Below are 25,559 nucleotides of genomic sequence, written 5' to 3' on the forward strand. Positions count from 1 at the left end.
GGGATGAGCATTTTACAAAAAGCTAAAAATTATGTTGAAATCTTATTCAAAGATAAGTTATCTTCAGTATATTTTTATCATAATTTTATCCATACTGCCTATACCGTTAATAAGGCTGAGGAAATCATGAAAAATACTCCTGTTTCTGAGGAAGATCAGGAGAAGGTACTCGTAGCATTATGGTTTCATGATACGGGGTATATAGAATGTGCCCTGAACCATGAGGAAAGAAGTGTGGAAGTGATGAAAACCTTTTTACATCAGGAAAATTATCCTGAAAACTATATTGCAGACGTTGAAAAACTGATTCTGGCTACCAAAATTCATTATGAACCTCAGAATTTACTGGAAAAAATCGTAAAGGATGCCGATTTCAGCCATTTTGCAGGTCATGATTACAGTGATATTTCCGATGCTTTGAGAAAAGAATGGGAACTGACGAATGTAAGATGTTTTTCCAATGAAGAATGGAATGCCGGAAATCTGGATATGCTGAAGAACAAGCATACTTTTTACACGGATTATGCCAAGGAAAACTGGGAACCTCTGAAAAAGAAAAACATCAAAAAAATCGAAAAGAAGCTGGAAAAAGAAGAAGAGAAGAAAGAAAGTAAAAAGGAGGTTTCAGAAGGTAAAAAAGAAAAGGAAAAATCGGACAGAAGTGTAGATACCTTATTCAGGGTGACCCTTAATAATCATACGAGACTGAGTGATATTGCAGACAGTAAAGCCAATATTCTTTTATCTGTAAATGCCATTATTATTTCAGTATGCCTTTCCGTACTGGTTCCGAAGCTGGATGCTCCTAAAAATTCACATCTGATTCTTCCAAGTTTCATACTATTGCTGTCAAGTGTACTGACGATCATATTTGCGATTCTGTCTACAAAACCGAATGTAACCAAATCAACATTTACTTCTCAGGATATTGCCAACAGAAAAGTAAACCTATTGTTCTTTGGAAACTTTCACCAGATGTTGTTTGACGATTATAATAATGCCATGAAAGACCTTATTAAAGACAGGGATTATATTTATGACTCAATGGTGAAGGATCTGTATTATCTCGGGAAAGTTCTTAACAGGAAGTATAAGCTTTTATCCATTACCTACAAGATTTTTATGGCTGGAATTATTATTTCCGTTTTATCTTTCGGGGCGGCTTTTCTTAGTCTTTAATTAATAAACATACAAATGATCGTCAGACAGCGTACCAATTGACTGAAAATGTTATTTATATGGAGAGGATCCGTATTAAAGAAAATTGTTGTTCAGCTTACCATTATCACGCTGTTTTCTCTGGCTATTTACTTTTTCAAAGGAAAAATCTTTGACTATAAAGTGCATCTTAATCCTACCATTTTTACATTGATAGGACTGGCATGCCATTTTTTATGGGATTCTGTAATTCTGCAAGCTATGACCGTTTCTGGGAAGGGCGGAAACTCTGGGGATTACTGGTCATTGAAACCAGATCCCTTACAAGACAGATCCTATCGCTGGTAAACGATTCTTCGTCTGAAGCTAAAGAGGAAAAAGAGAAAATCATCAAGCTGATTTCTGCATTTGCATGGTCACTGAACTTTCAGCTGAGAGATAAATCTGGTACAGAACATCTTGAGAGACTGATTTCACCAGAACAATTGGAACAGGTGAAGAACAAGAAATTTATTCCCAATATTATTCTTGGTTTTATTGCAGACTGGCTCAAAGAACAGAATAAAAAAGGAAATATAGATACCATTGTTATGACTTCTATGGATCATCAGCTGAATCAGTTTTCTAATATTTCCAGCGGATGTGAGAGGATTTACAATACACCATTACCTTTTGCTTACAGCGTTTTGCTGCATCGTACTGTTTATTTATATTGTTTCTGGCTTCCTTTCGGGCTGGTAGATACGTTGGGATGGATGATGCCGTTGATCGTTCTGCTGATCAGTTATACCTTTATTGCTCTTGATGCTATTATTCGGGAGATTGGAGAGCCTTTTGGTGAAGAGGAAAATGATCTTGCGTTGAACAGCATCTGCCGTACGATTGAGTTTTCTATTTTTGAGCAGGCAGGAATTCCTCAGGGCGAACTGAAGAAGCCGGATACTTATTTTGTGGATTAAAGAAGCATCATTTTATTCCTGTGGAAGTGTAAAGGAAACCCTTAACGCCAGCAATCCCGTGATTCCCTGCAGATCTTCTACTCTTAAAAATTCTACGTCATGCTGTAAAACCCCTTTTTTCTGGAGTTTGGAAATATAATCTAAATATTCCTTCTGATTTTCCATTCCGAAATAGACAATAGTGATTTTTCCGGGAGCGGTGATACGTTCTGAAGAATCTTTCACATGGGCTTTATCCAGACGTTTTTTAATAATCTCGTAATAGGAATTGTAGGCTCCGTCTACATCAAAACGTTTTTCATCCATTCTGAAACGGATGTCTATTTTTTCATTATAGACGAAAATCAGTGAAGCAATATCAAGTGGTACCGGAAGATACTTTTTGAACGACTGAAATTCAAGTTCCATTTTACAGATGGTTTTCAATTGCCAGTATCTCAGTTTGTGGACTACTTTTGAAGTATAGTGCAGCTCAGGAGCGATGGTAGAACCAATATATAGATTATGTTCCACACCGTCAGATTTAAACCTTTCATAATAATGCGGAAAAATTTCCTGTGCTTTTACCTGGCTTTCATCCAGCATATCTGCCAGTTTTCGGTTAACAAGCGTGATAGAATCATCAAGATTTTTTCTGTGATGATAAAACAGATCCGTAGAAGTAAAAATGTGGGAGAAATAGTCTTTGATCTTTGCTTTTATTTCCCTGGACGTTTTAATTTCCAGTTTTCCCTGTAAAAAAGGATGAATTTCTTCTCTTAACAATCTCTGAAAACGCTGTTCCGTATCCGCTTTGATCTCATTGTTGATCTCATTTTCAAAAACATCCAGTGCCAGTATAAATTTTTCGGAATCCGAGTTGGTGAGTGTCAGAATTTCATTCAGCCATTCAATCTGCTGGTTGAGATCCTGCAGCATCAGATTAAAACGCTTTTCAGAAGAAGAACGGATATCCGAAACCCCAAACAACGGGGTAAGATTTTTGAATGCAATCTGTTTTAAAGTATATATCTTTTTTCCGAGTGACGCCGTAAAATATTTCTCAGCTTCATTTCTGAACTTCCAGACCACACTGTCGTGGATCGTGGTATATTCACGCTGGATAATGGCTTCTATCTGATAGTTTTTCTCAAAGTAAAACCTGTTCAGAGAGAAGAGAACCATATCGGTAAAAAACTCCAGTTTTTTAAGCTTTAAACCATTGAAACTTCCGGCAATAGGAGAGGTGAATTCCATGATGGCAAGGAGCTCGCCGTCTTTCATGATAGGAATTACCATGAAGCTGTTCACATTATTATCCTTTAAAATACTGAAGGAAGGAAGCATCTTGACATTCTCTTCCAGGTTGTTTACATTGGAAACAACTACAGGCTTTGAATTATGATTTAAATTATTAAAAGTACTCTTGCGGGTTTCTTCATCAAATGCATTGATCCAGAAATCAAGAATGTGATTTGTGAGAAGACTTTCGTAAATCGGAAGTTTATCCAGTTTCTGTTCCTTTTTGTTGAACGTCATCAGTCCGAAGCTCAATTCTGGAACATCAAAATAGGATTTGAAAATTTCAGTCAGATTTTCATTGGGATTCATATTTTCCGGATCAATTTCAATCATGCTTGATTTCAGATCGGAAAGGGCCACTTCAGAGGTACAGTCTACCAGTGAAATAATGGTAAATCCTTTCAGTATCCACGATTGTGAAGGGAAATACTTTTTCCAGAGTTTAAAATCATCAAGATTTTCCAAAAGCATATCCAGAATATCATCAGATGGAATTTTGGCATCTTTTGTAGGAGTAATTTCCGTAAAATCTGAATTGACCGTAATTTTATAATGCTTCATGATTCCCTGCTTATTCGGGATGTCATAATAAAACGGAAGTGTACTTTTAATATCTTTTTTGAAATAGCTCTGAAGAATCAGACAGCAGCAAAATACATAGAATTCGTTATCTGAAATATTCCTGAGTTCTATTTCAAAGTCTTTTCCGGCATCTTTCAGAATATCTTTAAACCTTTCGGTATAGTTGAAGGTAATGTTGGAAAGCGGAATACTTGCCGCTTTTATTTCGTTTCTGGTGAGACCTGTCGGGAAAAGGTCGGCAAGAAGCAGTCTGATGAGGTCTTCGTATTTTTCAAGAAGGGCTGTATCCTGGAAGCCTTCTCTAAGGTCTTTAAAATTTCGGGTGCTCTCTAGTAAGGACTCTGCATAATTGACCCTGTATTCCAGTCTGTCATTATACCGGATATGTTCCAGAACATCCAAATATTTTTTGAATGATATATAAACCTGAAAGGGAGAGTCTTTTTTATAGAGATTAGCCAAGAGCTGAAAAATTTAAAGTAAAGTTATGAAAAAAGCAGAATATTGATCGTGTGGAATTTTTATTTTATTGTATATAATTTGCAGGTGCTTTGGGAAACTCTGCAAGGTATTTTATAATTCTTTACTGTTTTTTTATACAGACAGATTATAGATTTATAGATAAATAAAAATTAAAGTTTTTGGGATGAGAAATTCATTATTTGAAGGATAATAAAAAAGCACAACCGACGAGTTGTGCTTTTTATATCTTAAAATTCAGATTTTACAATCCGAACATTTTTGCAAATAGATCCGGGAAAACTCCAAGGATGATGATCAGGGCAATAACAATTACTGCAATGATATTGTATGTAAGAGTTACTTTTTCTGATGATTTGAATGTTGATTCTTTAAAGAAGAACATTGCAATGATCAGTCTTAGATAGTAAGCAATGGATAGGGCAGAACCTAACACAGCTACCAGTACTAAGAATGCAGCACCGTTCATCGCTTGGGAGAATAAAGCAAATTTCCCCATGAAACCAGCTGTTAACGGAACTCCTGCCATTGAAAGCATTGAGATCGTTGCTGCTGTCGCCAGTAAAGGTTCTGTTTTTGCCAATCCTTTGAAAGCTCCGAAAGAAGTTTCTCTTTTTAATTTCTCTACCCAGATCAGACACATGAAAACTCCTACTGTAGATAAAGAATAAGCAAACAGATAGAAGGCAAGGTTATAAGTAGAAAGGCTTGTCATTCCAAAGAATACCAATCCGATATATCCTGCGTGGGAAACTGAAGAGTATGCCAGCATTCTTTTTGCATTCGTCTGAGCAAGACCCATAACGTTTGCCAAAAGTAATGTAATGATTAAGAATACACCTAAAACATTAATCCATTCGTGAGTTACTCCCGCGAAACCAAGCGTCATCAATCTGAACAGCGCAAAGAATCCTGAGATCTTTACTACACTCGCCATGAAAGCTGTGATTAATGAAGGAGAACCTGCGTAAACATCAGGGCTCCACATGTGGAAAGGAGCTAAAGCTACCTTAAATGCCAATGCACAAAGAATCAGTAATACACCCAAGATGAACATTACATTTCCAGCATTTGCTACTCCAAAGTCGTGGATTTTGTACAGATCAAAACTTCCTGCACTTCCATAGATGAACGCAATCCCGAACAGTAAGAAACCTGTTGCGAATGCACCCATAAGGAAATATTTAATAGAAGCTTCGTTGGATCTCAGATCAGTTTTGTTAGCTCCAGCCATTACATATAATGGAATAGAAAGGATCTCAACTCCTAAGAACATCGTCACCAGGTTCTGGTATCCGAAAAGGATGATCCCTCCACATAATGCGAATAGCATCAATGCATATAATTCTGACTGGTGGCTTCTGTGGTTGCTGAAAGCAAAACCGCCCAGGAAGAATAACAATAAAGTTGTTACGATTGATATTTTAGTGAATAATGCGGTATTGTCACTGTACTCATACATATGCTTGTAATGGTCGAAAAACGAACATTCCGGCATAAAACTTACGTACAATGCGATGATTAATCCCAAAATCCCAATGTATCTTGCGAATTTTCCTTGTTCAAAAACTCCTGAAAATAACGCAATAACTGCCGTTAGGAAAACAATAATTAAAACACTCATTTCTTAAAATATCAAATTAACTTACCATTGATTGGTAGATAAACTTCACCGAACTACTCACCATGTCGATTACCGGTTGTGGGAAAATACCTAGTAAAATCACAAAAACCGCTAAACTTGCCAATACAGAAAATTCTACGCCTGATAAATCTTTTGCTGTACCTAAAACGGCTTCATCTCCTTCTCCAAACATTGCTTTTCCGTAGAATCTTAATAAATACACCGCACAAAGAATTACCGTAAGACCAGCAATGACTGCTGCTGTTCCGTTAAAATCATAAACTGATTTCAACAAAATAAATTCCCCGATGAATCCATTAGTCAATGGAACTCCCATTGAACCTAGTATAATGATCAGGAACAATACAGCAAACTTAGGTGCTACTTTAGCTAAACCTCCCATTTGTCTGATGTCTCTTGATTTAAATCTCTTGTATAAAATATCACAACAGTAGAATAATCCTACTACGTTGATACCGTGAGCAAATGTCTGTACCAAAGCTCCTTCAGCACCTTCTACATTGAAAGTTCCTCTTAAAGTAACTACTGCTGAAGCGAAGATTCCCGCTACCATCAATCCTACGTGAGAGAAAGAAGAATACGCAATGATTCTCTTCATATCCGTCTGGATAATAGCAATCAAAGCTCCGTGAACAATACCCACGATGGCAAGGATAATTACAATCTGTCCTGAAATTCCGGCAATTGGTAGCGGAGTGATTGGAAGTAAGTAACGCATTACACCATATACTGCCATCTTCAGCATGATCCCTGATAATAACATGGATCCCTGAGTAGGAGAGTAGGTATAGGTGTCAGGCTGCCAGGTATGGAAAGGGAATACCGGTAATTTCACTGCAAAAGCAAAGAAAATAAACCAGAATACCACAGTCTGCTGTACTTCATTCAGCTGAGCATTATATAAATCTGTTAAAGCGAATGATGCAGAGTGGTTGTACACATAAATCAATCCGGCTAACATAAATAATGATCCCACGAATGTATATACGAAGAATTTCGTAGTGAATTCAAACCTTTTATTCTCTTGTCCCCAAAGTCCGGCAATGAACCAAATTGGAATCAAAGTTACTTCCCAGAAAATGTAGAATAACAATCCGTCTAAAGAAGTGAATACTCCTACAAGACCAAACTGCATCAATAGAATTAGTCCGTAGAATGTATTTCTATAGTTTACATTTTCGTTAAAAGATGATAAAATAATGATTGGAGCAAGAATATTGGTCAGTAATAAAAGAAGCATGCTCATTCCATCGATACCGAAGTGAAGAGAGCTCTTCATAAATTGTGACCATGGATAATTGATCTCATGCTGCAATACGCTGTCTACTGTCGGAGTAAAATCAAAATCCGAAAGTACGTAGAACGTAAGGAGCATTTGTACCAATGCAATTCCAAGCGCCAAATATTTGCTGGAATTATTCTTCCAGGCAAAAACTAATCCCGAACCTACTAGAGGTAATAGTAATAATGTTAATAACAAACAAGACATTATTATTGTAATAAAAAGTTAACAATTAATATAATTCCCACCGCTAAAGACATGATAAGGATATATGTCTCTACATTTCCGTTCTGTACACGCTTCATAGCTTTTCCGCTGTCTTCAGCACCATCACCTACAAAGTTTACAAAACGGTCTAAGATACCCTTATCAAACATTTTTCCTCCGCGTCCTAATCCTTCAACAGTTTTTACAATCAATGCGTTGTAAAGTTCGTCAACGTATAATTTCTTAGCAGAAAGCTTTTCCCATCCGGTATAGTTTTCCTCTGCAACAGCCATCTTTTTCTTACTTACATAAGTATTTCTAACGATGAACCATACAGTGAAGAACATCAAGACTGTAGCTGCTAATAAGATCATTTCAGTATTGAAAGGTACTCCTGAAAGAGTGGCTTCCATCTGGCTGTAGCTTTGTTCCGTAAGAACCGGCTTTAACCATTCCATCAGTTTAGCGTAATGTCCGTGACCGATGAAGTGTGGCAGGTTGATAAAACCTCCGATTACAGAAAGAATTGCCAATACGATCAATGGTAATGTCATATTTGACGGACTTTCGTGTAAGTGGTGCTTTTGTTCTTCAGTACCTCTGAATTCTCCATGGAATGTCAGGTAGTATAGTCTGAACATATACGTTGCAGTCATTGCCGCTAAAACAAATAAGATTACCCAGTAAATCGGGTTTTTAGCGAAAGCTGCTACTAAAATTTCGTCTTTGGAGATCATCCCTGATAATAAAGGGAAACCTGAGATGGCTAATGTTCCGATAAGGAATGTAGCGTGGGTAAGAGGAATATATTTTTTAAGACCTCCCATAAAACGCATATCCTGTTCGTTGCTCATCGCGTGGATTACAGAACCTGCACCTAAGAATAATAACGCTTTAAAGAATGCGTGTGTCATTACGTGGAACATTGCTGTTGTATAGGCACCAAGACCTAAAGCGATGAACATGAATCCAAGCTGTGAAACAGTAGAATAAGCCAACACTTTTTTGATATCGTTTTGACGAAGTGCATAGAACCCTGCCAAAGCAGCCGTTAAGAATCCGATGAATAAAATTCCTCCCTGTACAGTTGGTGCTAAAGTAAATAAGAAATTGGATCTTACTACCAAATAGATACCTGCTGTTACCATCGTTGCCGCGTGGATCAACGCTGATACAGGAGTTGGTCCCGCCATCGCATCCGGTAACCATGTATATAATGGAACCTGAGCAGATTTACCGGTAGCACCGATGAATAAACTCGCTGTGATAAAGATAATCACTGTTCCGTCTAATTCAAATTTTGAAGCGTTTTCTGCTACAGAAAGATAATCTACAGCATTGGTTTGAGAAGCGATCATGAAGATACCGATCAATAACGCAAGGTCACCAATTCTGTTCATAATGAAAGCTTTTCTTGCTGCTTTACCATATTCTTCGTTGGTATACCAGAATCCGATCAACAGGTAAGAACAAAGACCTACACCTTCCCATCCGATAAAAAGGATAAGGTAGTTGCTTCCCATTACTAAAAGTAACATCGAGAAGATGAAAAGATTCAGATAAGTAAAAAACTTGTAGAATCCTTTATCATGACTCATATATCCGATAGAGTATAAGTGGATCAGTGAACCGATACCCGTAATGATCATTACCATCATTAAAGAAAGCTGATCAATCTGGAATCCAAAATTAATCTGAACTCCGTTTACTCTAAACCATTCAAAAGCTTTTACAATGACAGGCTGGCTTTCAGAATTGAAATTCATGAAAAGGCTTACTGCAATACAGAAAGATCCGAAAACTACAGCAGTAGCCAGAGATCCTACCAATATTTTTGGAAGATTTTTTCCGAACAGCCCGTTAATAAGAAACCCTAAAAGTGGTAAAAGTACTATTGCATATACTAGATTCTCCATTCTTATCCTCTTAATTTATTAAATATACTCACATCTACAGAACGGGTGTTTCTATATAGCATCGCAATAATTGCCAGACCTACTGCTACTTCAGCCGCTGCTACCACCATAATGAAGAAAACTAAAAGTTGTCCGTCGCCGTTGCCTTTATACGCTGAAAAAGCTGCCAATAAAAGGTTTACAGAATTCAGCATAAGCTCTACACAGCCCAGAATCACAATAGCATTTTTTCTAAGCAATACTCCCATTACTCCCAGACAGAATAATACTGATGAAAGAATGATGAAGTAGTCCAAAGGGATGCTTTGTATAAATGTATTTACTTCTCCCATAATTTTATAAATCTTTTTTACCGATTAATACCGCGCCTACAATACCTGCCAGAATTAGGATGGAAGCAAGCTCAAACGGTAAAACATATTCATTAAACAAAAGTCTACCCAGATTTTTGGTAAGACCAACCCCTCTGTCTACATTTTCAACAACAATGTGGTGGTCCTGAATTCCTCTGAATACCCCTAAAATTCCAATTAATAAAAGACATGCTGTAAAAACTCCAACAAATTTTAAAGTATTGTTCTTCTTACTTTCGTCTTGTTTATTAAGGTTAAGCATCATTAAGATGTAAAGGAAAAGGACCATGATAGCACCTGCGTAAACAATAATCTGGATAATTGCAAGGAACTGTGCATTGAGAAGAATGTACATTCCGGCAATTGAAAACATCGTAACAATTAATGACAAAATAGCATAAAGAGGATTTCTTGCAAATACAAAGTAAACTGCACTTGCCACAGCTAAAAACGCCACCAAGAAAAATAAAAACTGATCCATTATTTTACCGCATTTTTTTGTTTCTCGGATTGTCTTGTGGTGATATCAATCCTTTCATTTATTTTTTCAACTAGTTTATCTTTTCCGTAAATGAAAGAACCTCTGTTGGTTTCCACGTCTACCAATCTGTCGGTAAGATAAATGGCAGATTTAGGGCAAGCTTCTTCACACATACCACAGAAAATACATCTTAGCATATTGATTTCATATACTGAAGCGTATTTCTCTTCTCTGTAAAGATGTTTTTCCTCTTTAGTTCTTTCAGCAGCAGTCATTGTAATGGCTTCTGCAGGACAAGCTACCGCACAAAGTCCGCAAGCTGTACATCTTTCTCTGCCTTCTTCGTCTCTTTTCAAAACGTGCTGGCCTCTCCAGATGGTGGTTCTTGGCTTCTGTACTTCCGGATACGAATATACTGCGGGAGCACCCTTTATCACGGTTCTTACAGCATGCTTAAATGTAATCCCCATTCCTGTAAAGATGGCAGGAAGGTAGATTTTTTCAGCAAGGGTCATTTCTTTATTGGAAACAACTTTTGATCTGTTAGTTAATTTCATTATATAATTTGAAATTTGAAGTTTGAGATTTGAAATTTATTAGTAAGATTTTATCTCTCAAACCTTTAATTATTAATTATTATTTCTTTTAAATTTATTTCCGTTGTGGTCTGTCATCTTCAAATAATTTATAAATCCTGACAGCTGTTTAGACAAAGATATTGTTTGGCTTTTTAAAAAATTAAAAACTTCTTCATCTAAATAATTTCGGTCAAAAGCTCTGATTAATTGAGAACGAACTTCTCCAGCAGAACCTTTAGACATGGTAAGAAAGTTTATAAATTCTTTATTACCTTCTCTTTCAAACCCTTCAGCTATATTATCCATAATTGATGCAGATGACCTGTCAATCTGGTTTTTATCGTGGTTTAGAAATTTTGGATTCAACAAACATTCTTTTTGGATCAATTGGCAAAGACTTCTTGACTGCTGCCATATTTCTAAATCTTCAAAATTATTTATCGTTGCCATGTATTTGATATTTGAAATTATTACTCTTAAAATTACTAATTTAAAGTCAATTCGTTGAATCTCAAATTTCAAACATCAAATCTCAAATTTACTGGAACGCTAAAATTACAGCTCCTGTAATTAATAGGTTTACCAATGCCATTGGGATTAATGTTTTCCATCCTAAGTGCATTAGCTGGTCATATCTGAATCTTGGAAGTGTCCATCTGATCCACATGAAGATCAGAATTCCGATTACTGTTTTTGTAAGGAATGCTACGATACTTAAAATCCCTGCAGCATTTTCTCCCCAGTTCTGAGTTACCCATTCAATACCAGGATAGTTATAACCTCCGAAGAAAAGAACTACCATGAATGCATTGGAAATAAACATGTTCACGTATTCTCCGAACATATATAATCCTAATTTCATGGAAGAGTATTCTGTAGAATATCCAGTTACCAATTCAGATTCACACTCAGGTAAATCGAACGGGTGTCTGTTGGTTTCTGCCAAAGCAGCTACAAAGAAAACAAGGAATGCAATCGGCTGGTAGAAAATATTCCAGTTTAATCCTGAAACCCATGGAATAACGCCCCATAATTTTCCGGTAGTCTGACTTTCAGTGATTTCTTTTAAATCCAAACTTCCAGACATCATAATGATAGAAAGAAGTGCTAATCCCATCGCCAATTCATAAGAAATCATCTGAGAAGAAGCACGGATAGCACCTAGTAATGAATATTTGTTGTTCGAAGCCCAACCTCCGATCATAATTCCGTAAACCCCAATGGAAGCCATACCGATGATGAAAAGTACACCAACATCGATGTTTGCTACCTGAAGATCAAAAGAAGTACCTGCAATATTTAAACTTTTACCCCAAGGAATCACAGCTCCTGTAATCAATGAAATAAACATTACCAGCGCTGGTCCTAATACGAAAAGGAATTTTTCTGCATTGGCAGGCGTAAAGTCTTCTTTGAAGAAAAACTTTCCACCGTCAGCAAGAGGTTGCAGCAATCCGAAAGGTCCGGCTCTGTTGGGACCAATTCTATCCTGCATAATAGAGGCAACTTTTCTTTCTGCCCAGGTAGAGTAGGCTGCAATCGTCAATGACAGCAGAAAAAGTGCTAGTACAAGTATAAGTTTAAATGTAAGTAAATCCATTTTTATTTAGATATTAAGATGTCAGATGCTAGATGTCAGATTTAATTTGCTGTCTGAAGTCTGGTATCTGAAATCTGATGTCTTATTAATTATTTTTCGTCTTTTTCACTGATTTCTTTAGCCATCGGATTATCTAAAACTCTTAGCTCATCTTTAGGCTTTTCGTAGTGGTTCAATGAAATTACAGAATGTCTGTCGATATGTCTGGGACCTTCGATATTCCAATCTGATAAAGCTTTTCTTTCGAAACGGCATGTATCACAGATGAATTCTTCTACTTCACCCCACTGGTCTTTTCTGGCAGTAACTCTCACAATTTCGTCACCTTTCATCCATACTACAGCTTTTCCTGAACATTTATCACATTTGCAGGAAGCGTTCATTGGTTTTGTAAACCATACTCTGCTTGCAAAACGGGCTGTTCTGTCTGTTAATGCTCCTACAGGACAAACATCAATAACGTTTCCGATGAAGTCATTGTCTAAAGCTTTATTTAAATACGTTGAAATTTCAGCGTGATCTCCTCTGAAAAGGATACCATGTTCTCTTGTTTCTGTAAGCTGGTTGGCTGTCAGTACGCATCTTGCGCAAAGAATACAACGGTTCATATTTAATTTGATGTTCGGTCCAAGATCATCAGCTTCGTAAGTATTTCTTTCGAATTCTGTTCTTGTATTTTCAACACCATGCTCATATCCTAAGTCCTGAAGATGACATTCTCCTGCCTGGTCACAGATAGGGCAGTCCAGCGGGTGATTTACCAATAGGAATTCGGTAACGGCTTTTCTTCCTTCCTGAGCTTTCTCAGAAGTAAGATTTTTTACTTCCATACCGTCCATTACATTAGTTCTGCAGCTTGCTACTAATTTTGGCATAGGACGAGGATCTGCTTCAGATCCCTTAGAAACTTCTACAAGACAAGTTCTACATCTCCCTCCACTGGTTTCCAACTTGCTGTAGTAGCACATTGCAGGAGGTACAGATTTACCACCAATTTGTCTTGCAGCTTCCAGAATAGAAGTACCAGGCAAAACTTCAGTAGTCTGTCCGTCTATAGTTATTTTGAATTTTTTAACTTCTTCGCTCATATGATATGCTTTAAGCTTTATGCGTTAAGCAATAGGCTTTGTTATTTATATTTCTTTGTATTAAATGTATATCCAATTCCTCCAAGAACCTGTCCGAAAACAAAATCCTGACGTGCTTTGTCCGGTTTGTTATTTAATGTAGTTTTAATATCCCACATATTGATATAACCGGCTTTTCCTTCTAATCTCAGCATCCAGTTTTTCCAGAATACAAGGTTAAGACTGGATCTGATATCGGTTCCCATCCCTGCAACGTGGAAACGGTCACTTCTTTCGTTACCAAAAAGTTTTACATTACTTTTCGGAAACATAAATCCGATTCCGGCTCCATAAGACCATACTAAATCTATATTTTTCTTATGAACAAGATTTTTGTATTTCTCAAGACCTAAGTTTTCATAATTAAGCCCGTCTGTATGTTCGAAAGTAAGGAACTTCTCATCTGCAAGATTAACCTGCCCGTTCTGAACCATTGCTGCATACTCAGGATCTGAAATATGACCTTTGAAACCTACAGTCTGGTTCTGATCCATTACATATTTCATGTGGTCTATCCCAAGTACCAATGCTAAATTGTCTTTAATAAAATATCCTATTCTGAAATTATACTGTGTTACAGTAAACCAGCTTGGATCAAAATAGACAATTCCAAATTTTGTAGGTCTGTCCTGTGCCGTTACATTGTTTAGTTGAAAGTCGTATCCATTTCCGGTAAAGTGGATATCAGAATTGCTGTAAGCTGCTCTGTTCCAACCGTAAAATACGAAAACCTGACCTTTTTTGCTCAATGGTAAAGGTTTTTCCTTTCTCTCAGCTTTAATCTGCTCTTTCTCACTTACTAAATATGATAAATCCTCTTCAACAGATCTGTTATAATTTGCAGTATCAGTTTTTTTATTCTGTGCAAATACAAAATTCGACATCATTAAGCCGACCACCAATAATTTTTTCATCTTTTACTTATGCGTTCTTTTCAACAGCCGGGATAGGGTCAGCATAATGTGCCAATCCATAATTTTGTGTCTGAGACAACTCTGGGTTTTTTACGTGCCACTCAAATTCATCTCTGAAGTGACGGATCGCTGCTGCAACTGGCCAAGCTGCTGCATCACCCAACGGACAAATCGTATTTCCTTCGATTTTTCTCTGGATATCCCAAAGCAGATCGATATCTTCCATTTTTCCTTCTCCTTTCTCGATTTTCTTTAAAATCTTGTACATCCATCCCGTTCCTTCACGGCAAGGCGTACATTGTCCACAGCTTTCATGATTGTAGAATCTTGCCAATGTCATGGTATGTTCTACAATACACTGGTCTTCATCCAAAACGATGAAACCTCCTGAACCCATCATGGTTCCGGTAGCAAAACCACCATCTGCCAATGATTCATAGTTCATATATCTTGGCTCTCCGTTCACGGTTCTCAGCAATAGGTTTGCAGGAACAATCGGAACAGAACTTCCTCCAGGAATACAAGCCTTTAATCTTTTACCATCTTTAATACCACCGCAATATTCATCAGAATAGATGAATTCCTCTACAGTGATCGTCATATCAATTTCATATACACCCGGTTTGTTGATATTTCCACAAGCAGAAATCAATTTCGTACCTGTAGATCTTCCCACCCCGATTTTAGCATACTCAGCACCTGTAATATCAATGATCGGAACTACTGCCGCAATGGATTCAACGTTGTTTACCACTGTTGGTCTCTCCCAAAGACCTTTTACAGCCGGGAATGGTGGTTTTAATCTTGGGTTACCTCTTTTTCCTTCAAGGGATTCAAGCAATGCAGTTTCTTCACCACAAATGTATGCTCCACCCCCTCTCTGTACGTAGATTTCAAGATCGAAACCGGTTCCTAAAATATTTTTACCTAAAAATCCTGCTGCTTTAGCTTCTTCAATAGCTTCTTCAAGGATATCCGGAATCCACGAATATTCTCCACGGATATAGATATAAGAAGTATTGGAACCTAAACAGTAAGAAGAAATCAGCATTCCCTCGATCAATAAATGAGGAAGGAACTCCATCAGATATCTGTCTTTGAACGTTCCGGGTTCAGATTCATCCGCATTCACAACAAGGTGCCTTGGAACACCTTCAGGCTTAGCCAGAAAGCTCCATTTCATTCCTGTTGGGAATCCAGCTCCACCACGACCTCTTAGTCCCGAAGCTTTTACTTCTTCAAGAATTTCGTCAGGAGTCATTTTCAAGGCTTTTTCAGCAGCTGTGTAACCTCCCTGTTTGCGGTAAGTTTCAAAGTAGCGGATACCTTCTATATGTGCGTCTTTAAGTAAAAGTTTTTTACTCATTGTTATTTGCTTATTGCAATAGGCTTTTGGCTTCTTGCATTAATTATGATTAAACGTTAAGTGAATAATTTAAAATCTAAAATCTAGAATTTAAAATTTCTATTAGTCTAAAGCAACTTGTCCCTGTCTGCAAAGATCAAGGATTTCATCTACTTTTTCTATCGTTAAATTTTCATGAAAGAATTTCCCCAGCTGCATCATAGGGGCGTATCCACATGCTCCAAGACATTCAGCAGGTTTTAATGTGAACATCCCGTCTTCAGTAGTTTCTCCGTCTTTAATGTTCAGTTTGGTTCTGATATGATCCAGGATTTTTTCGCTTCCACATACCATACAAGGTCCTGTTCTGCAAACTTCCAGCACATATTTACCTACCGGCTTCATATTGAACATCGTATAGAAAGTAGCCACTTCATATACTTCGATCGGTTGGATACTTAATAGTCCAGCAACATAATCCATCACAGGAACATCTAACCATCCTCCGAATTCTTTCTGTGCCAGGTGAAGTACAGGAAGAAGAGCCGATTTCTGTCTTCCTTCAGGATATCTTGCGATAATTTTGTGTACCTGTGCTAAACTTTCCGGTTTAAAAGCTATTGTTTCGCTCATTTTTTATCTAAGATTAAAGAACATAGAAAAAGAGAGAATAGACTCTGAAATTCGTGTTCTAAATTCAATTTATATTGAGTGATGAAAGTCGTTTATCTTTCATCTATTTTCTAAATTCTAATTATGCGTCTAATTCTCCCGCAATAATATTCATACTACACATTGTTACAATGGCATCTGAAATTACAGAACCTGTAATCATTTCAGGGTATGCCTGATAGTAGATGAAGCATGGTCTTCTGAAGTGAAGTCTGTAAGGGCTTCTTCCTCCGTCACTCACAAGATAGAAACCTAATTCTCCGTTTCCACCTTCTACAGCATGGTAAACTTCTCCTTTCGGTACATCGGTTTCTCCCATTACGATTTTGAAATGGTAGATCAATGCTTCCATTTTCTGGTATACATCTGCCTTTTCAGGAAGATAGAAATCAGGAACATCCGCATGGAATGGCCCTTCCGGAAGATTTTCGTATGCTTGTTTGATAATTTTGATTGATTCCCAGACTTCCTGCTGACGAACCATGAAACGGTCGTAAGTGTCTCCTGAAGTTCCTACCGGAATAATGAAGTCGAAATCCTGGTATGAAGAATAAGGCTGTGCAACTCGTACATCGTAATCTACACCTGCTGCACGTAAGTTCGGACCTGTGAAACCGTAGCTTAAAGCTCTTTCGGCAGAAATAGCTCCTGTACCGATGGTTCTGTCCATGAAAATCCTGTTTCTTTCTAATAAAGTACAGAATTCTTTGAATCTTGGCGGGAATGTTTTTAAGAAATCCTTGATCAGCTCATGGAATTTAGGAGTGAAATCTCTTTCAAATCCTCCGATTCTTCCCATATTGGTAGTCATTCTGGCTCCGCAGATCTGTTCGTACATATCATAAATACGTTCTCTTTCGATGAACATATAAGTAAGACCTGTAATAGCTCCTGAGTCCATCCCGGTTACCCCGTTACAGATCAGGTGGTCACCGATTCTGGCAAGCTCCATCAGGATAACACGCATATAGTCTACACGTTTTGGAACTTCTACGCCAATCAGTTTTTCTACTGTCATGTGCCAGCCTAAGTTATTGATTGGTGCAGAACAGTAATTCATACGGTCCGTAAGGGTAGTGATCTGAGAATAGTTTCTTCTTTCGGAAATTTTCTCAAATGCTCTGTGGATATATCCTACGGTTTGCTCAGCATGAAGGATTCTCTCTCCGTCCATCGTTAAGATATTCTGGAAAATCCCGTGCGTAGCAGGGTGGGTAGGTCCCAGATTCAGGGTATATAATTGTCCGTCAATCTGTTCCTTACTTTCGTACTGGTTTAGTATATTAGATAATGAGTTATCTTTCATAATGATTGCTTTTAGCTATTTGCTTCTGGCTATTGGCTAGCTGCCATTGGCCATTCGCTTTTTTATCTTCCGAACATACTATCGTTCTTGTCGGTTCTTGTACCGTCTTCAAGGCGATATTCCTTCAACATTGGGTGGTATCCCAGGTCTTCCATATTCAGGATAGGTCTCAGATCCGGGTGTCCTTTAAATTTAATCCCATAAAAATCAAACGTTTCTCTTTCCATCCAGTTGGCTCCTACATACAGATCTACAAGAGAGTCTACTTCAATATTTTCTCTGGACATAAAGATTTTCAGACGTAATCTGAAATTGGCCATCATATTATGCAAATGGTATACAACGCCAATTTCCTTTTCAGGGAATTCAGGATAGTGAATACCGCAGATATCCGTAAGGAAATTAAATTCCAGAGATGAATCTTTCAGATAGTGAATGATTTTCTTAATATCTTCTTTCTTCACTTCAATCGTCAGCATCCCATAAGGTTCTGAACTTGAAATAACAGATTCCGGAAATTCTCTTGTGATTGCTTCTAATACAAATTCGTTTGTCATTTCCGTTTAGTTGCTTATGTTGTAAGAATCTAATAATTTCTGATATTCAGGCATGTCTCTTCTTCTGATGCTTTCGCTTTCTGCAAGAGCCTGTACCTGCATTACACCTTCAATGATCTGCTCAGGTCTTGGAGGGCATCCGGGAACGTAAACGTCTACCGGAATAATTTTATCAATTCCCTGAAGTACAGAATACGTATCAAAAATACCACCGCTGGAAGCACAAGCTCCAACTGCTACCACCCATTTCGGCTCAGCCATCTGAGTGTACACTTCTTTCAGGACAGGTCCCAATTTCTTTGATATAGTTCCGCAAACCATCAGCATATCTGCCTGTCTTGGAGAGAAAGAGTTTCTTTCCATACCAAATCTTGAAGCATCATATGTCGGGTTCAGGGTAGCCATAAACTCGATACCACAACAAGAGGTTGCAAATGGTAACGGCCAAAGTGAAAACTTTCTTGCCATTCCGATTACACTGCTCAGTTTTGTTGCGAAAAACCCTTCTCCTTCATAGCCTTCGGGAGCAGGTGCATCTGTTCTTATTACTGGTTTTTTATCTGACATCTTGTAGATGATTTTAGATTTTAAATTTTAGATTTTAAATTAATTCTTAATGGCATAACTTAAAATCACCATCTAAAATGTTTAATTAAAATTTATAATTACTTTATTTATCCCAATCCAGCGCACCGCGTTTCCAGACATAGAAAAACGCTACGAAGAATATCGCAACGAATGTAAGTACGGCAAGGAATCCTTCCATACCGAATTCTCTGAAGCTGACAGCATAAGGATAAAAGAATACGATTTCAATATCGAATAGTACGAACAATACCGCAGTCAGGAAGTACTTGATAGAAAACGGTGTTCTGGCATTTCCTTCTACAGGAACCCCACATTCCCAGCTTTGGTTTTTTACAGAGTTTCCTTTTTTCTGCTGTGGCCCCAAGAAATGTGCCCCAAGCAAAGAAACTGCTACAAATCCTACTGCTACACCAGCCTGGATAAGGATTGGAATATAACTTTCAGGTAAATTCATTTTTGCATTATTATCTCAATTTGCAAATTTAGCGAATAAACAAGAAAGCATGAAATTTATCAGCTTAAAAGTAGGATGAAAATGAGTTAAACCGGTAATTTAGAATCAATAAAAATTAGCTTTTTATGATTATTTTTTTGGTGTGTTTTTCCCCATTTTTTGTAGTATCTGTGGAAAGACGGACTCTCTTTCCCTGCATTTGGAATATTTTGAATTTATTTAATACCCGAAAGAGCTTACATGACAAACCAGTGCTGCTACTGTTTTATGGTCTTATTTTTTCATTTTTTTCAGAAGAGTATAAGCCATAAAAGAAATGTAACCAAAAAGAATACTCGCAAAAAGAATATTGATCACGGTGTTTGTTTTGTCATCAGGTGACTGGAAAAAGATATTATAACTGATAAATCCAGCAATTAAAATAGCAAATATAATGAGCTGCGGTTTCATAAAATTCAAAGTTTAGGTGATAAATTTATATCGTAAAAAGACGGTATCAATTATTTGATTTCCATTGAATAGGTTCTTCTTCTTTTATGATTCACCGGATTATAATCCTGCCATAGCAGCTGAATGCTTTTGTTTTCTTCGAGTTCCGGGTTGGTTTCAAGGTATTTTACTCCTTTTTTTCTGAAAATATCCCAGATTTCTTTGAAAATAATAGAAGTGACCCCTCTTCTCTGATAATCAGGGTGAATACCGATCAGGTAAAAATTGGCTCTGTCATTTTTCTTTCCTGCCTGTAAAAAATGCCACCAGCCGAATGGAAGCAGTTTTCCGCCGGACTTCTGCAACGCCTTGGAATAAGAGGGCATTGTAATGGCGAATGAGATCAGATTGTTGTGTTCATCAGCAATACAAACAATGAAATCTTTATCAATAAGTTTGAAATATTTCTCTTTGTAGGTTTTGCGCTGTTCATCCGAAATAGGGGTATATGTGGAAAGATGTTTATAAGTCTCATCCAGAAGATCAAACATAGGATCCACATACTGAATAATCTCTTCTTTCGTTTTGAATTTTAAAACTTTCAGTTTGTACTTTTCAGAAATAAGCTGATTGAACTTGTGGATTTTTTCCGGCAAGGTTTCAGGGAAAATGATTTCAAATTCTACCCATTCTTTTTCTTTGGTTAAACCCAGGTTTTCAAGATGCTGAGGATAATACGCATGGTTGTAAATTCCAATCATGGTTGCAAGCTGGTCGAAACCTTTTACCAGCATTCCTGCTTTGTCAAGATTGGTGAAGCCCATAGGCCCTTCAATTTTGTCAATACTTTTTTCTTTAGCGTAATCAACTGCTTTTTGAATCAATGCCTTTGAAACTTCAGCATCATCAATAAAGTCGATCCATCCGAAACGAACTTTTTTAATTCCTAATTCTCTCTCTTCCTTATGATTGATCAGAACGGCAATTCTTCCAACGATCTTATCATTCTTATAGGCCAGATACTGTTTTGCCTCAGAATATTGAAGCGCAGGATTTTCATCAGCATTCCAGATGTTGATTTCGTCATTGATAAAAGACGGAACATAGTAGGGATTGTTTTTATACAAATCCATCGGAAACTTTACGAATTGCTTGAGCTGACCCGCTGTTTTTACTTCAATAATTGAAACTGTAGACATGTTTTTTGAGAGGAATTAAAGGACAAATATAAATAATAATATCGTATACTTTGGCACAGTTTTTATTTGATTATGGGTAAAATTAAACACAAAATTTATATAAAATGGTGGGTTATTATATCATTATTGGTATTTCAATGTTGGTGAGCTGGTGGGTTTCGTCCAGATTGAAATCGAAATTTGAATATTATTCCAATGTACACCTTCGAAATGGCCTTTCAGGCAAAGAAGTAGCGGAAAAGATGTTGAGAGATAACGGGATAAATGATGTTCAGGTCATATCAGTACCCGGGCAGTTGACGGACCACTATAATCCGGCAGATAAAACAGTGAACCTTTCTGAGGGTGTTTATATGCAGAGAAACGCAGCGGCCGCGGCAGTAGCAGCTCACGAGTGTGGGCATGCAGTGCAGCATGCGGTAGGATATTCTATGCTGAATTTACGTTCAAAACTGGTTCCGATTGTAAATATTAGTTCTAATCTGATGCAGTTTGTTCTTATTGCAGGTATCGCAGTAATGGCGGCATCAAGAACAATTGAAAACCCAAATGGAAATACGACTGTTCTTGCTATCGGAGTAGCAATGTTTGCGATGACCACTCTTTTTGCTTTTGTAACGCTTCCTGTAGAATACGATGCGAGTAACAGGGCAATGAAGTGGCTTAAAGACACGGGAACTGTAACTGCAGAAGAATTTGTTGGAGTACAGGATAGTTTGAAATGGGCAGCAAGAACTTACGTGGTGGCAGCCTTAGGCTCTCTGGCACAACTTCTTTACTGGGCATCTTTGCTTCTTGGAGGAAGAAGGGATTAATCATTAAATTCAAATGAAACATATTGCATCTCGGAAAGCTTTTCTGAGATGCTTTCTTTTTGTGCCAGTTTCAGTGAGGCGGTAAGAATACAGTTTTCATTCGCATCGAAGTTCAAAACTTTAGCATCAAATTTTGAAAGCAAGGTGAAAATCGTGTTCTGCTGATTGAAGTTGAACCTGATCTCTACTTCTATTTCCAGTTCTCTGGTAATGATGCTGGCTTCTTCCAATGTGATCTTTGCCGATTCTTTATAGGTTTTTACCAATCCTGAAACCCCTAATTTGGTTCCCCCGTAATAACGGACAACAATGACAAGCACATTCGTGATTTCATTAGCCAGAAGCTGGTTGTAAATTGGTAAACCTGCACTTCCGGAAGGCTCACCATCATCATTGGCACGGTAATTTTCACCATTTAATCCCATTCTGAAGGCATAGCAGTGATGAGTAGCTTTCGGATGTTCTTCTCTGATCTTTTCCAGCGCACTCTTTAATTCTTTTTCATTGGTTACCGGGAAAGCAAATCCGATGAATTTGCTCCCTTTTTCTTTTAAAAGAGTATTTTCTATGGGTTTTTCTATGGTTTTATATTCAAACGTCATTGGAGGTTCCTGCTTTGTTGATGCAAAAATATTAAATGCTTTACGATTCTGCACCATGATCATAAATTAAGCCGTCAGTTTAGACGGCTTTTATTTTATTTTTGTTTGAAAAATGAGATCGTATTATCTCTGAAGTTTTCAACTTTAGTAGGTGTATAATTGAATTCAGGGGCTTTTGTACCATTTTCAAGGATAAGATTTTCATTTTTTATCACTATTGCTTCATCCCAGAGACCTGCATTAATAAATTCCTGCAGCGTAAAACGGCCGCCCTCGATAATAACTGACTGTATCTGTTCTTTATACAATGCCATCATGAGTTCAGCCAGAAAATCAGCCTTGTTGATTTTAATGAATTGAATATGTCCTTCAATACCTTCTTTCACAGAATTTAAAACCAATGTTCTTGCTTCATTGTTATAAATATTGAAGCTGGCAGGAACTTTTAGATCAAAATCAATTAAAATCCGGACAGGGTTTACTCCTTCTGCATTTCTTACGGTAAGACTTGGATTGTCATTGAATGCAGTTTGAGTTCCTACTAAAATGGCATGCTCGTCAGCTCTTAACTGATGAACAAACTGATTCACTAACGAGTTTGAAACAGCAGTCGGTTTAAAATCTTTATCAAGAAAACCATCACCGGATTCTGCCCATTTTAAAATGATATAGGGTCTTTTCTTTTCGTGGTAGGTGAAAAATCTTTTGTTCAGTTCAATGCATTCTTTTTCAAGAATTCCTGATACGGCTTCAATTCCAGCATCCTGAATGATTTTTTTTCCCTTGCCGTTCACTTTGTCATGAGAATCCATAGCACCAATCACCACTTTTTTAAAGCCCAGTTCTTTAATCTTTAAAGCACAAGGCGGTGTCTTGCCATAATGGGCGCACGGTTCGAGTGATACATAGATCGTTGATTCCGGGATCAGATCTTTATTTTTAACGGAATTGATGGCATTGATTTCTGCGTGGTTTTCTCCCGCCTTATGATGATATCCTTCACCTATAATTTCCCCATTGTGCACTATAACGCTTCCTACAAGAGGATTGGGATAGGTGTTGCCGAGAGCTTTTTGAGCCAGTTCGATACATCTTTTAATATAAAATTCGTCGTTGTTCATGTTTTATAAAAAGAAAAAGCGAAGACAAATTGCTTTGCTCCGCCTTTATTCATTTTGTTATGTATTATTCTCCGCTGATAATGCTGTGGAGATTTTGTTTTAATGTTTCAAGATGAGCTTTTTTCTCATCAATCGTGTTATAAGTATCTTTCAACAGAGGGTTTTCTCTCGACGGTTTGTTGAAGAAAGAAAGGTTGTTTTCCAGTTTTACGATTTCTGCCTCAAGATCAGAGATTTGATTTTTGATCTTTCTTGCTTTGTCGGTAAGCTGATTTTCCGATAAACCTTCTTCTTTCAGCTCAAGCTCGTTGATCTTGTTTATTTTCAATTTCTCTCTCAATGTTTTGTTGAATTCAGAGTTGATTGAAATTTTGTCTCTCGGAACTTTTCCGATGTTATTCCATGAAGTCTTGATCTGCTCAATTCTTTCGATGCTTCCCTCTTCATTGGAAACTTCTTTCAGTTCATCAAGAAGTGCTTTTTTGTTTTTATAGTTTTCCTTCCAGTTGTCGGTAGAAGTATTGCTCTTCTCTCTGTAATTGTTGAAGAATGCATTACAGGCGTCACGGAATTCATCCCATATTTTATTGGTCATGCTCTTTGGAACGTGGCCGATTTTTTTCCAGTCTTCCTGAAGTTTTTTAAATAACGGAACAGCAATATCCCATTCCTCATTATTCATATTGTCCTGTGCGGTCTGGATCAGTTTTAATTTTTCTTCAAGATTCGCTTGCTGAGAACCTTTCAACGATTTATAATAGTTGTTTTTCGTTGTATTGAAACCTCTTAGTGTCGTTTTGAAGTCATTCCAGTTTTGGTTGGAAAGTTTTCTTGGAACACTTCCTGTTTTTAAGAATTCAGAACGCAGATCTTCCACTCTTTTAATGGCATTCTGCCAGTAGTTGTGGTTGGGCGTTTCCGAAGGTTCAGACAGTTTCTTGATTTCAGCGATGATCTCATTCTTCTTTTCAAGGTTCACAGCCTGCTCTTTTTCAATGGATGCGGAAAGTTCAGACTTTCTTTCGTGAATTTTGTTGGAAATTTCTTTGAATTCCTCCCATGTTTTTTCGCGGAACTCTTCAGCAACAGGCTCTGCTTCTTCTTTCCAGAGTTTGTGAAGATATTGAAGCTCGTTTAACGCTTTCTGAATTACAGGCTCATTTTCAAGCTCTTTGGCACGGGCAATGATATGTTCTCTCTTTTCCAGGTTGTGGCTGTATTCCTGTTCCAGAAATTCTTTATTCAGATCCAGCATCTGATAAAACTGATTCAGATGGTGGAAATAATTATTATTAAGAATCTTGAATTCAGACTTGGCAACCTGTCCGGCTTTTGACCAGTCTTCTTTAATCTCACGAATAGATTTGAAAAGATTGATTCCCGGTTCTGAGCTTGTGTATAGATTTTTAAGTCTTTCGATAATACTTTGGCGGTGGTCCAGATTCTTCTTTTGTTCTTCTTCCTGTCCTTTCTGGAAGTCATCATGTTTTTCCTTGAAGATATTAACCAATGCAGAATACTTTGCCTGAGATGGATGTTCATAGCTGAAATTTTCAACAGGATTTCCGGCTTCTACATATTCATGCTTTTTATCTTCCACTTCATCATGGATATAATGACTTGCTTTTTCCTTCAGCTGATTGAATCTTTTGAAATTCTCACCGGCATTGGGAGTGTTGATGATTTTTTCCATTTCCTTTAAAGCATCGGCAAGGGAAATTTCTTCTTCATGTTCATCCAGGTGTTCTGTATCATCGTCATGGTGGTTTGCATCATGAGAAACCGTGTTTTCTGATGTGTCCTGAGATACTTCGTTAGGATTTTTCTTTTCTTCGTTTTCAGAAAGATTGTTTTCTGTAGTCATAGCAAATCTTTTATGTGAGTGGCGTTAATATCCTTTAAATATAG

The 25,559-nt window shown here is 37.4% G+C and carries 23 protein-coding genes and 1 pseudogene; 3 read left to right on the plus strand and 21 right to left on the minus strand.

From position 1 onward, the window contains the following. Positions 1-3 precede the first annotated feature (3 nt). Positions 4-1,179: a Pycsar system effector family protein gene (locus tag FFS26_RS15515; protein WP_137905473.1), complete on the plus strand. Its 1,176-nt coding sequence runs from the start codon at positions 4-6 to the stop codon at positions 1,177-1,179. A gap of 48 nt (positions 1,180-1,227) precedes the next feature. Next, positions 1,228-2,117 (plus strand): annotated as a pseudogene (locus FFS26_RS15525) (bestrophin family protein). A 12-nt stretch (positions 2,118-2,129) separates the two neighbouring features. On the opposite strand, the gene FFS26_RS15530 reads toward FFS26_RS15525, so the two are convergent. The 18 genes from FFS26_RS15530 to FFS26_RS15615 form a co-directional block, all read right to left on the minus strand. Next, complete coding sequence (locus FFS26_RS15530) at positions 2,130-4,442, minus strand: GAF domain-containing protein (RefSeq protein ID WP_137905475.1); 2,313 nt, start codon at positions 4,440-4,442, stop codon at positions 2,130-2,132. A 262-nt stretch (positions 4,443-4,704) separates the two neighbouring features. Next, positions 4,705-6,084: an NADH-quinone oxidoreductase subunit N gene (locus FFS26_RS15535; protein ID WP_110009637.1), complete on the minus strand. Its 1,380-nt coding sequence runs from the start codon at positions 6,082-6,084 to the stop codon at positions 4,705-4,707. A gap of 16 nt (positions 6,085-6,100) precedes the next feature. Then, positions 6,101-7,594 carry a NuoM family protein gene (locus FFS26_RS15540; RefSeq protein ID WP_137905476.1) on the minus strand — a complete coding sequence of 498 codons (1,494 nt, stop codon included), beginning with the start codon at positions 7,592-7,594 and terminating at the stop codon, positions 6,101-6,103. A gap of 2 nt (positions 7,595-7,596) precedes the next feature. After that, a complete protein-coding gene (nuoL, locus tag FFS26_RS15545) occupies positions 7,597-9,510 on the minus strand; it encodes an NADH-quinone oxidoreductase subunit L (RefSeq protein ID WP_062675589.1) in 1,914 nt (637 codons plus the stop codon). 2 nt (positions 9,511-9,512) lie between these two features. Beyond that, a complete protein-coding gene (gene nuoK, locus FFS26_RS15550) occupies positions 9,513-9,842 on the minus strand; it encodes an NADH-quinone oxidoreductase subunit NuoK (protein ID WP_002983557.1) in 330 nt (109 codons plus the stop codon). Between the two features lie 4 nt (positions 9,843-9,846). Continuing rightward, complete coding sequence (locus tag FFS26_RS15555; protein WP_137905477.1) at positions 9,847-10,344, minus strand: NADH-quinone oxidoreductase subunit J; 498 nt, start codon at positions 10,342-10,344, stop codon at positions 9,847-9,849. Beyond that, the gene (locus FFS26_RS15560; protein ID WP_002983553.1) at positions 10,344-10,901 is read right to left on the minus strand and encodes a NuoI/complex I 23 kDa subunit family protein; all 558 of its coding nucleotides are present in this window, start codon (positions 10,899-10,901) and stop codon (positions 10,344-10,346) included. Before FFS26_RS15560 ends, FFS26_RS15555 begins: the two co-directional genes overlap by 1 nt. 72 nt (positions 10,902-10,973) lie before the next feature. Continuing rightward, complete coding sequence (locus FFS26_RS15565; RefSeq protein WP_137905478.1) at positions 10,974-11,372, minus strand: four helix bundle protein; 399 nt, start codon at positions 11,370-11,372, stop codon at positions 10,974-10,976. An 88-nt stretch (positions 11,373-11,460) separates the two neighbouring features. After that, positions 11,461-12,522 carry an NADH-quinone oxidoreductase subunit NuoH gene (gene nuoH, locus FFS26_RS15570; RefSeq protein ID WP_110009634.1) on the minus strand — a complete coding sequence of 354 codons (1,062 nt, stop codon included), beginning with the start codon at positions 12,520-12,522 and terminating at the stop codon, positions 11,461-11,463. Positions 12,523-12,611: 89 nt separating this feature from the next. Continuing rightward, positions 12,612-13,610: a 2Fe-2S iron-sulfur cluster-binding protein gene (locus FFS26_RS15575; protein ID WP_137905479.1), complete on the minus strand. Its 999-nt coding sequence runs from the start codon at positions 13,608-13,610 to the stop codon at positions 12,612-12,614. A 41-nt stretch (positions 13,611-13,651) separates the two neighbouring features. Next, entirely contained in the window at positions 13,652-14,563 is a 912-nt protein-coding gene (locus tag FFS26_RS15580) for a hypothetical protein (protein WP_137905480.1), read from the minus strand. 7 nt (positions 14,564-14,570) lie between these two features. Further along, positions 14,571-15,929 carry an NADH-quinone oxidoreductase subunit NuoF gene (gene nuoF, locus FFS26_RS15585; RefSeq protein ID WP_002983547.1) on the minus strand — a complete coding sequence of 453 codons (1,359 nt, stop codon included), beginning with the start codon at positions 15,927-15,929 and terminating at the stop codon, positions 14,571-14,573. Between the two features lie 102 nt (positions 15,930-16,031). Further along, on the minus strand, positions 16,032-16,541 hold the full coding sequence (nuoE, locus tag FFS26_RS15590) for a complex I 24 kDa subunit family protein (RefSeq protein ID WP_062675585.1): 510 nt from the start codon (positions 16,539-16,541) through the stop codon (positions 16,032-16,034). Positions 16,542-16,662: 121 nt separating this feature from the next. Then, complete coding sequence (gene nuoD / locus FFS26_RS15595) at positions 16,663-17,886, minus strand: NADH dehydrogenase (quinone) subunit D (RefSeq protein ID WP_002983543.1); 1,224 nt, start codon at positions 17,884-17,886, stop codon at positions 16,663-16,665. A 62-nt stretch (positions 17,887-17,948) separates the two neighbouring features. After that, positions 17,949-18,443 (minus strand): NADH-quinone oxidoreductase subunit C, encoded by a 495-nt coding sequence (locus FFS26_RS15600; RefSeq protein ID WP_110009632.1) that lies wholly within the window; start codon positions 18,441-18,443, stop codon positions 17,949-17,951. Between the two features lie 6 nt (positions 18,444-18,449). Beyond that, positions 18,450-19,010, minus strand: coding sequence for an NADH-quinone oxidoreductase subunit B (locus FFS26_RS15605; RefSeq protein ID WP_002983540.1), 561 nt, complete (start codon positions 19,008-19,010; stop codon positions 18,450-18,452). Between the two features lie 103 nt (positions 19,011-19,113). Next, a complete protein-coding gene (locus FFS26_RS15610; RefSeq protein WP_137905481.1) occupies positions 19,114-19,485 on the minus strand; it encodes an NADH-quinone oxidoreductase subunit A in 372 nt (123 codons plus the stop codon). 500 nt (positions 19,486-19,985) lie between these two features. After that, the gene (locus FFS26_RS15615; protein WP_110009631.1) at positions 19,986-21,113 is read right to left on the minus strand and encodes a GNAT family N-acetyltransferase; all 1,128 of its coding nucleotides are present in this window, start codon (positions 21,111-21,113) and stop codon (positions 19,986-19,988) included. 104 nt (positions 21,114-21,217) lie between these two features. On the opposite strand from FFS26_RS15615, the gene FFS26_RS15620 reads away from it, so the two are divergent. Further along, complete coding sequence (locus FFS26_RS15620; protein WP_171006330.1) at positions 21,218-21,928, plus strand: zinc metallopeptidase; 711 nt, start codon at positions 21,218-21,220, stop codon at positions 21,926-21,928. Here the strand turns inward: FFS26_RS15620 and FFS26_RS15625 are convergent. The 3 genes from FFS26_RS15625 to FFS26_RS15635 all read right to left on the minus strand — a co-directional run bounded on the left by FFS26_RS15625 (position 21,925) and on the right by FFS26_RS15635 (position 25,515). Beyond that, positions 21,925-22,530, minus strand: a complete 606-nt coding sequence (locus FFS26_RS15625; RefSeq protein ID WP_110009658.1) for an IMPACT family protein — start codon at positions 22,528-22,530, stop codon at positions 21,925-21,927. The genes FFS26_RS15620 and FFS26_RS15625 overlap by 4 nt on opposite strands. A 95-nt stretch (positions 22,531-22,625) precedes the next feature. Beyond that, positions 22,626-23,651: a bifunctional diaminohydroxyphosphoribosylaminopyrimidine deaminase/5-amino-6-(5-phosphoribosylamino)uracil reductase RibD gene (ribD, locus tag FFS26_RS15630; protein WP_110009630.1), complete on the minus strand. Its 1,026-nt coding sequence runs from the start codon at positions 23,649-23,651 to the stop codon at positions 22,626-22,628. A gap of 64 nt (positions 23,652-23,715) precedes the next feature. Further along, positions 23,716-25,515 carry a DUF349 domain-containing protein gene (locus FFS26_RS15635; RefSeq protein WP_137905482.1) on the minus strand — a complete coding sequence of 600 codons (1,800 nt, stop codon included), beginning with the start codon at positions 25,513-25,515 and terminating at the stop codon, positions 23,716-23,718. Between the last annotated feature and the right edge of the window lie 44 nt (positions 25,516-25,559).

Origin of the sequence: Chryseobacterium sp. 2VB (assembly GCF_005503635.1) — a bacterium.
GTDB lineage: Bacteria > Bacteroidota > Bacteroidia > Flavobacteriales > Weeksellaceae > Chryseobacterium > Chryseobacterium cupriresistens.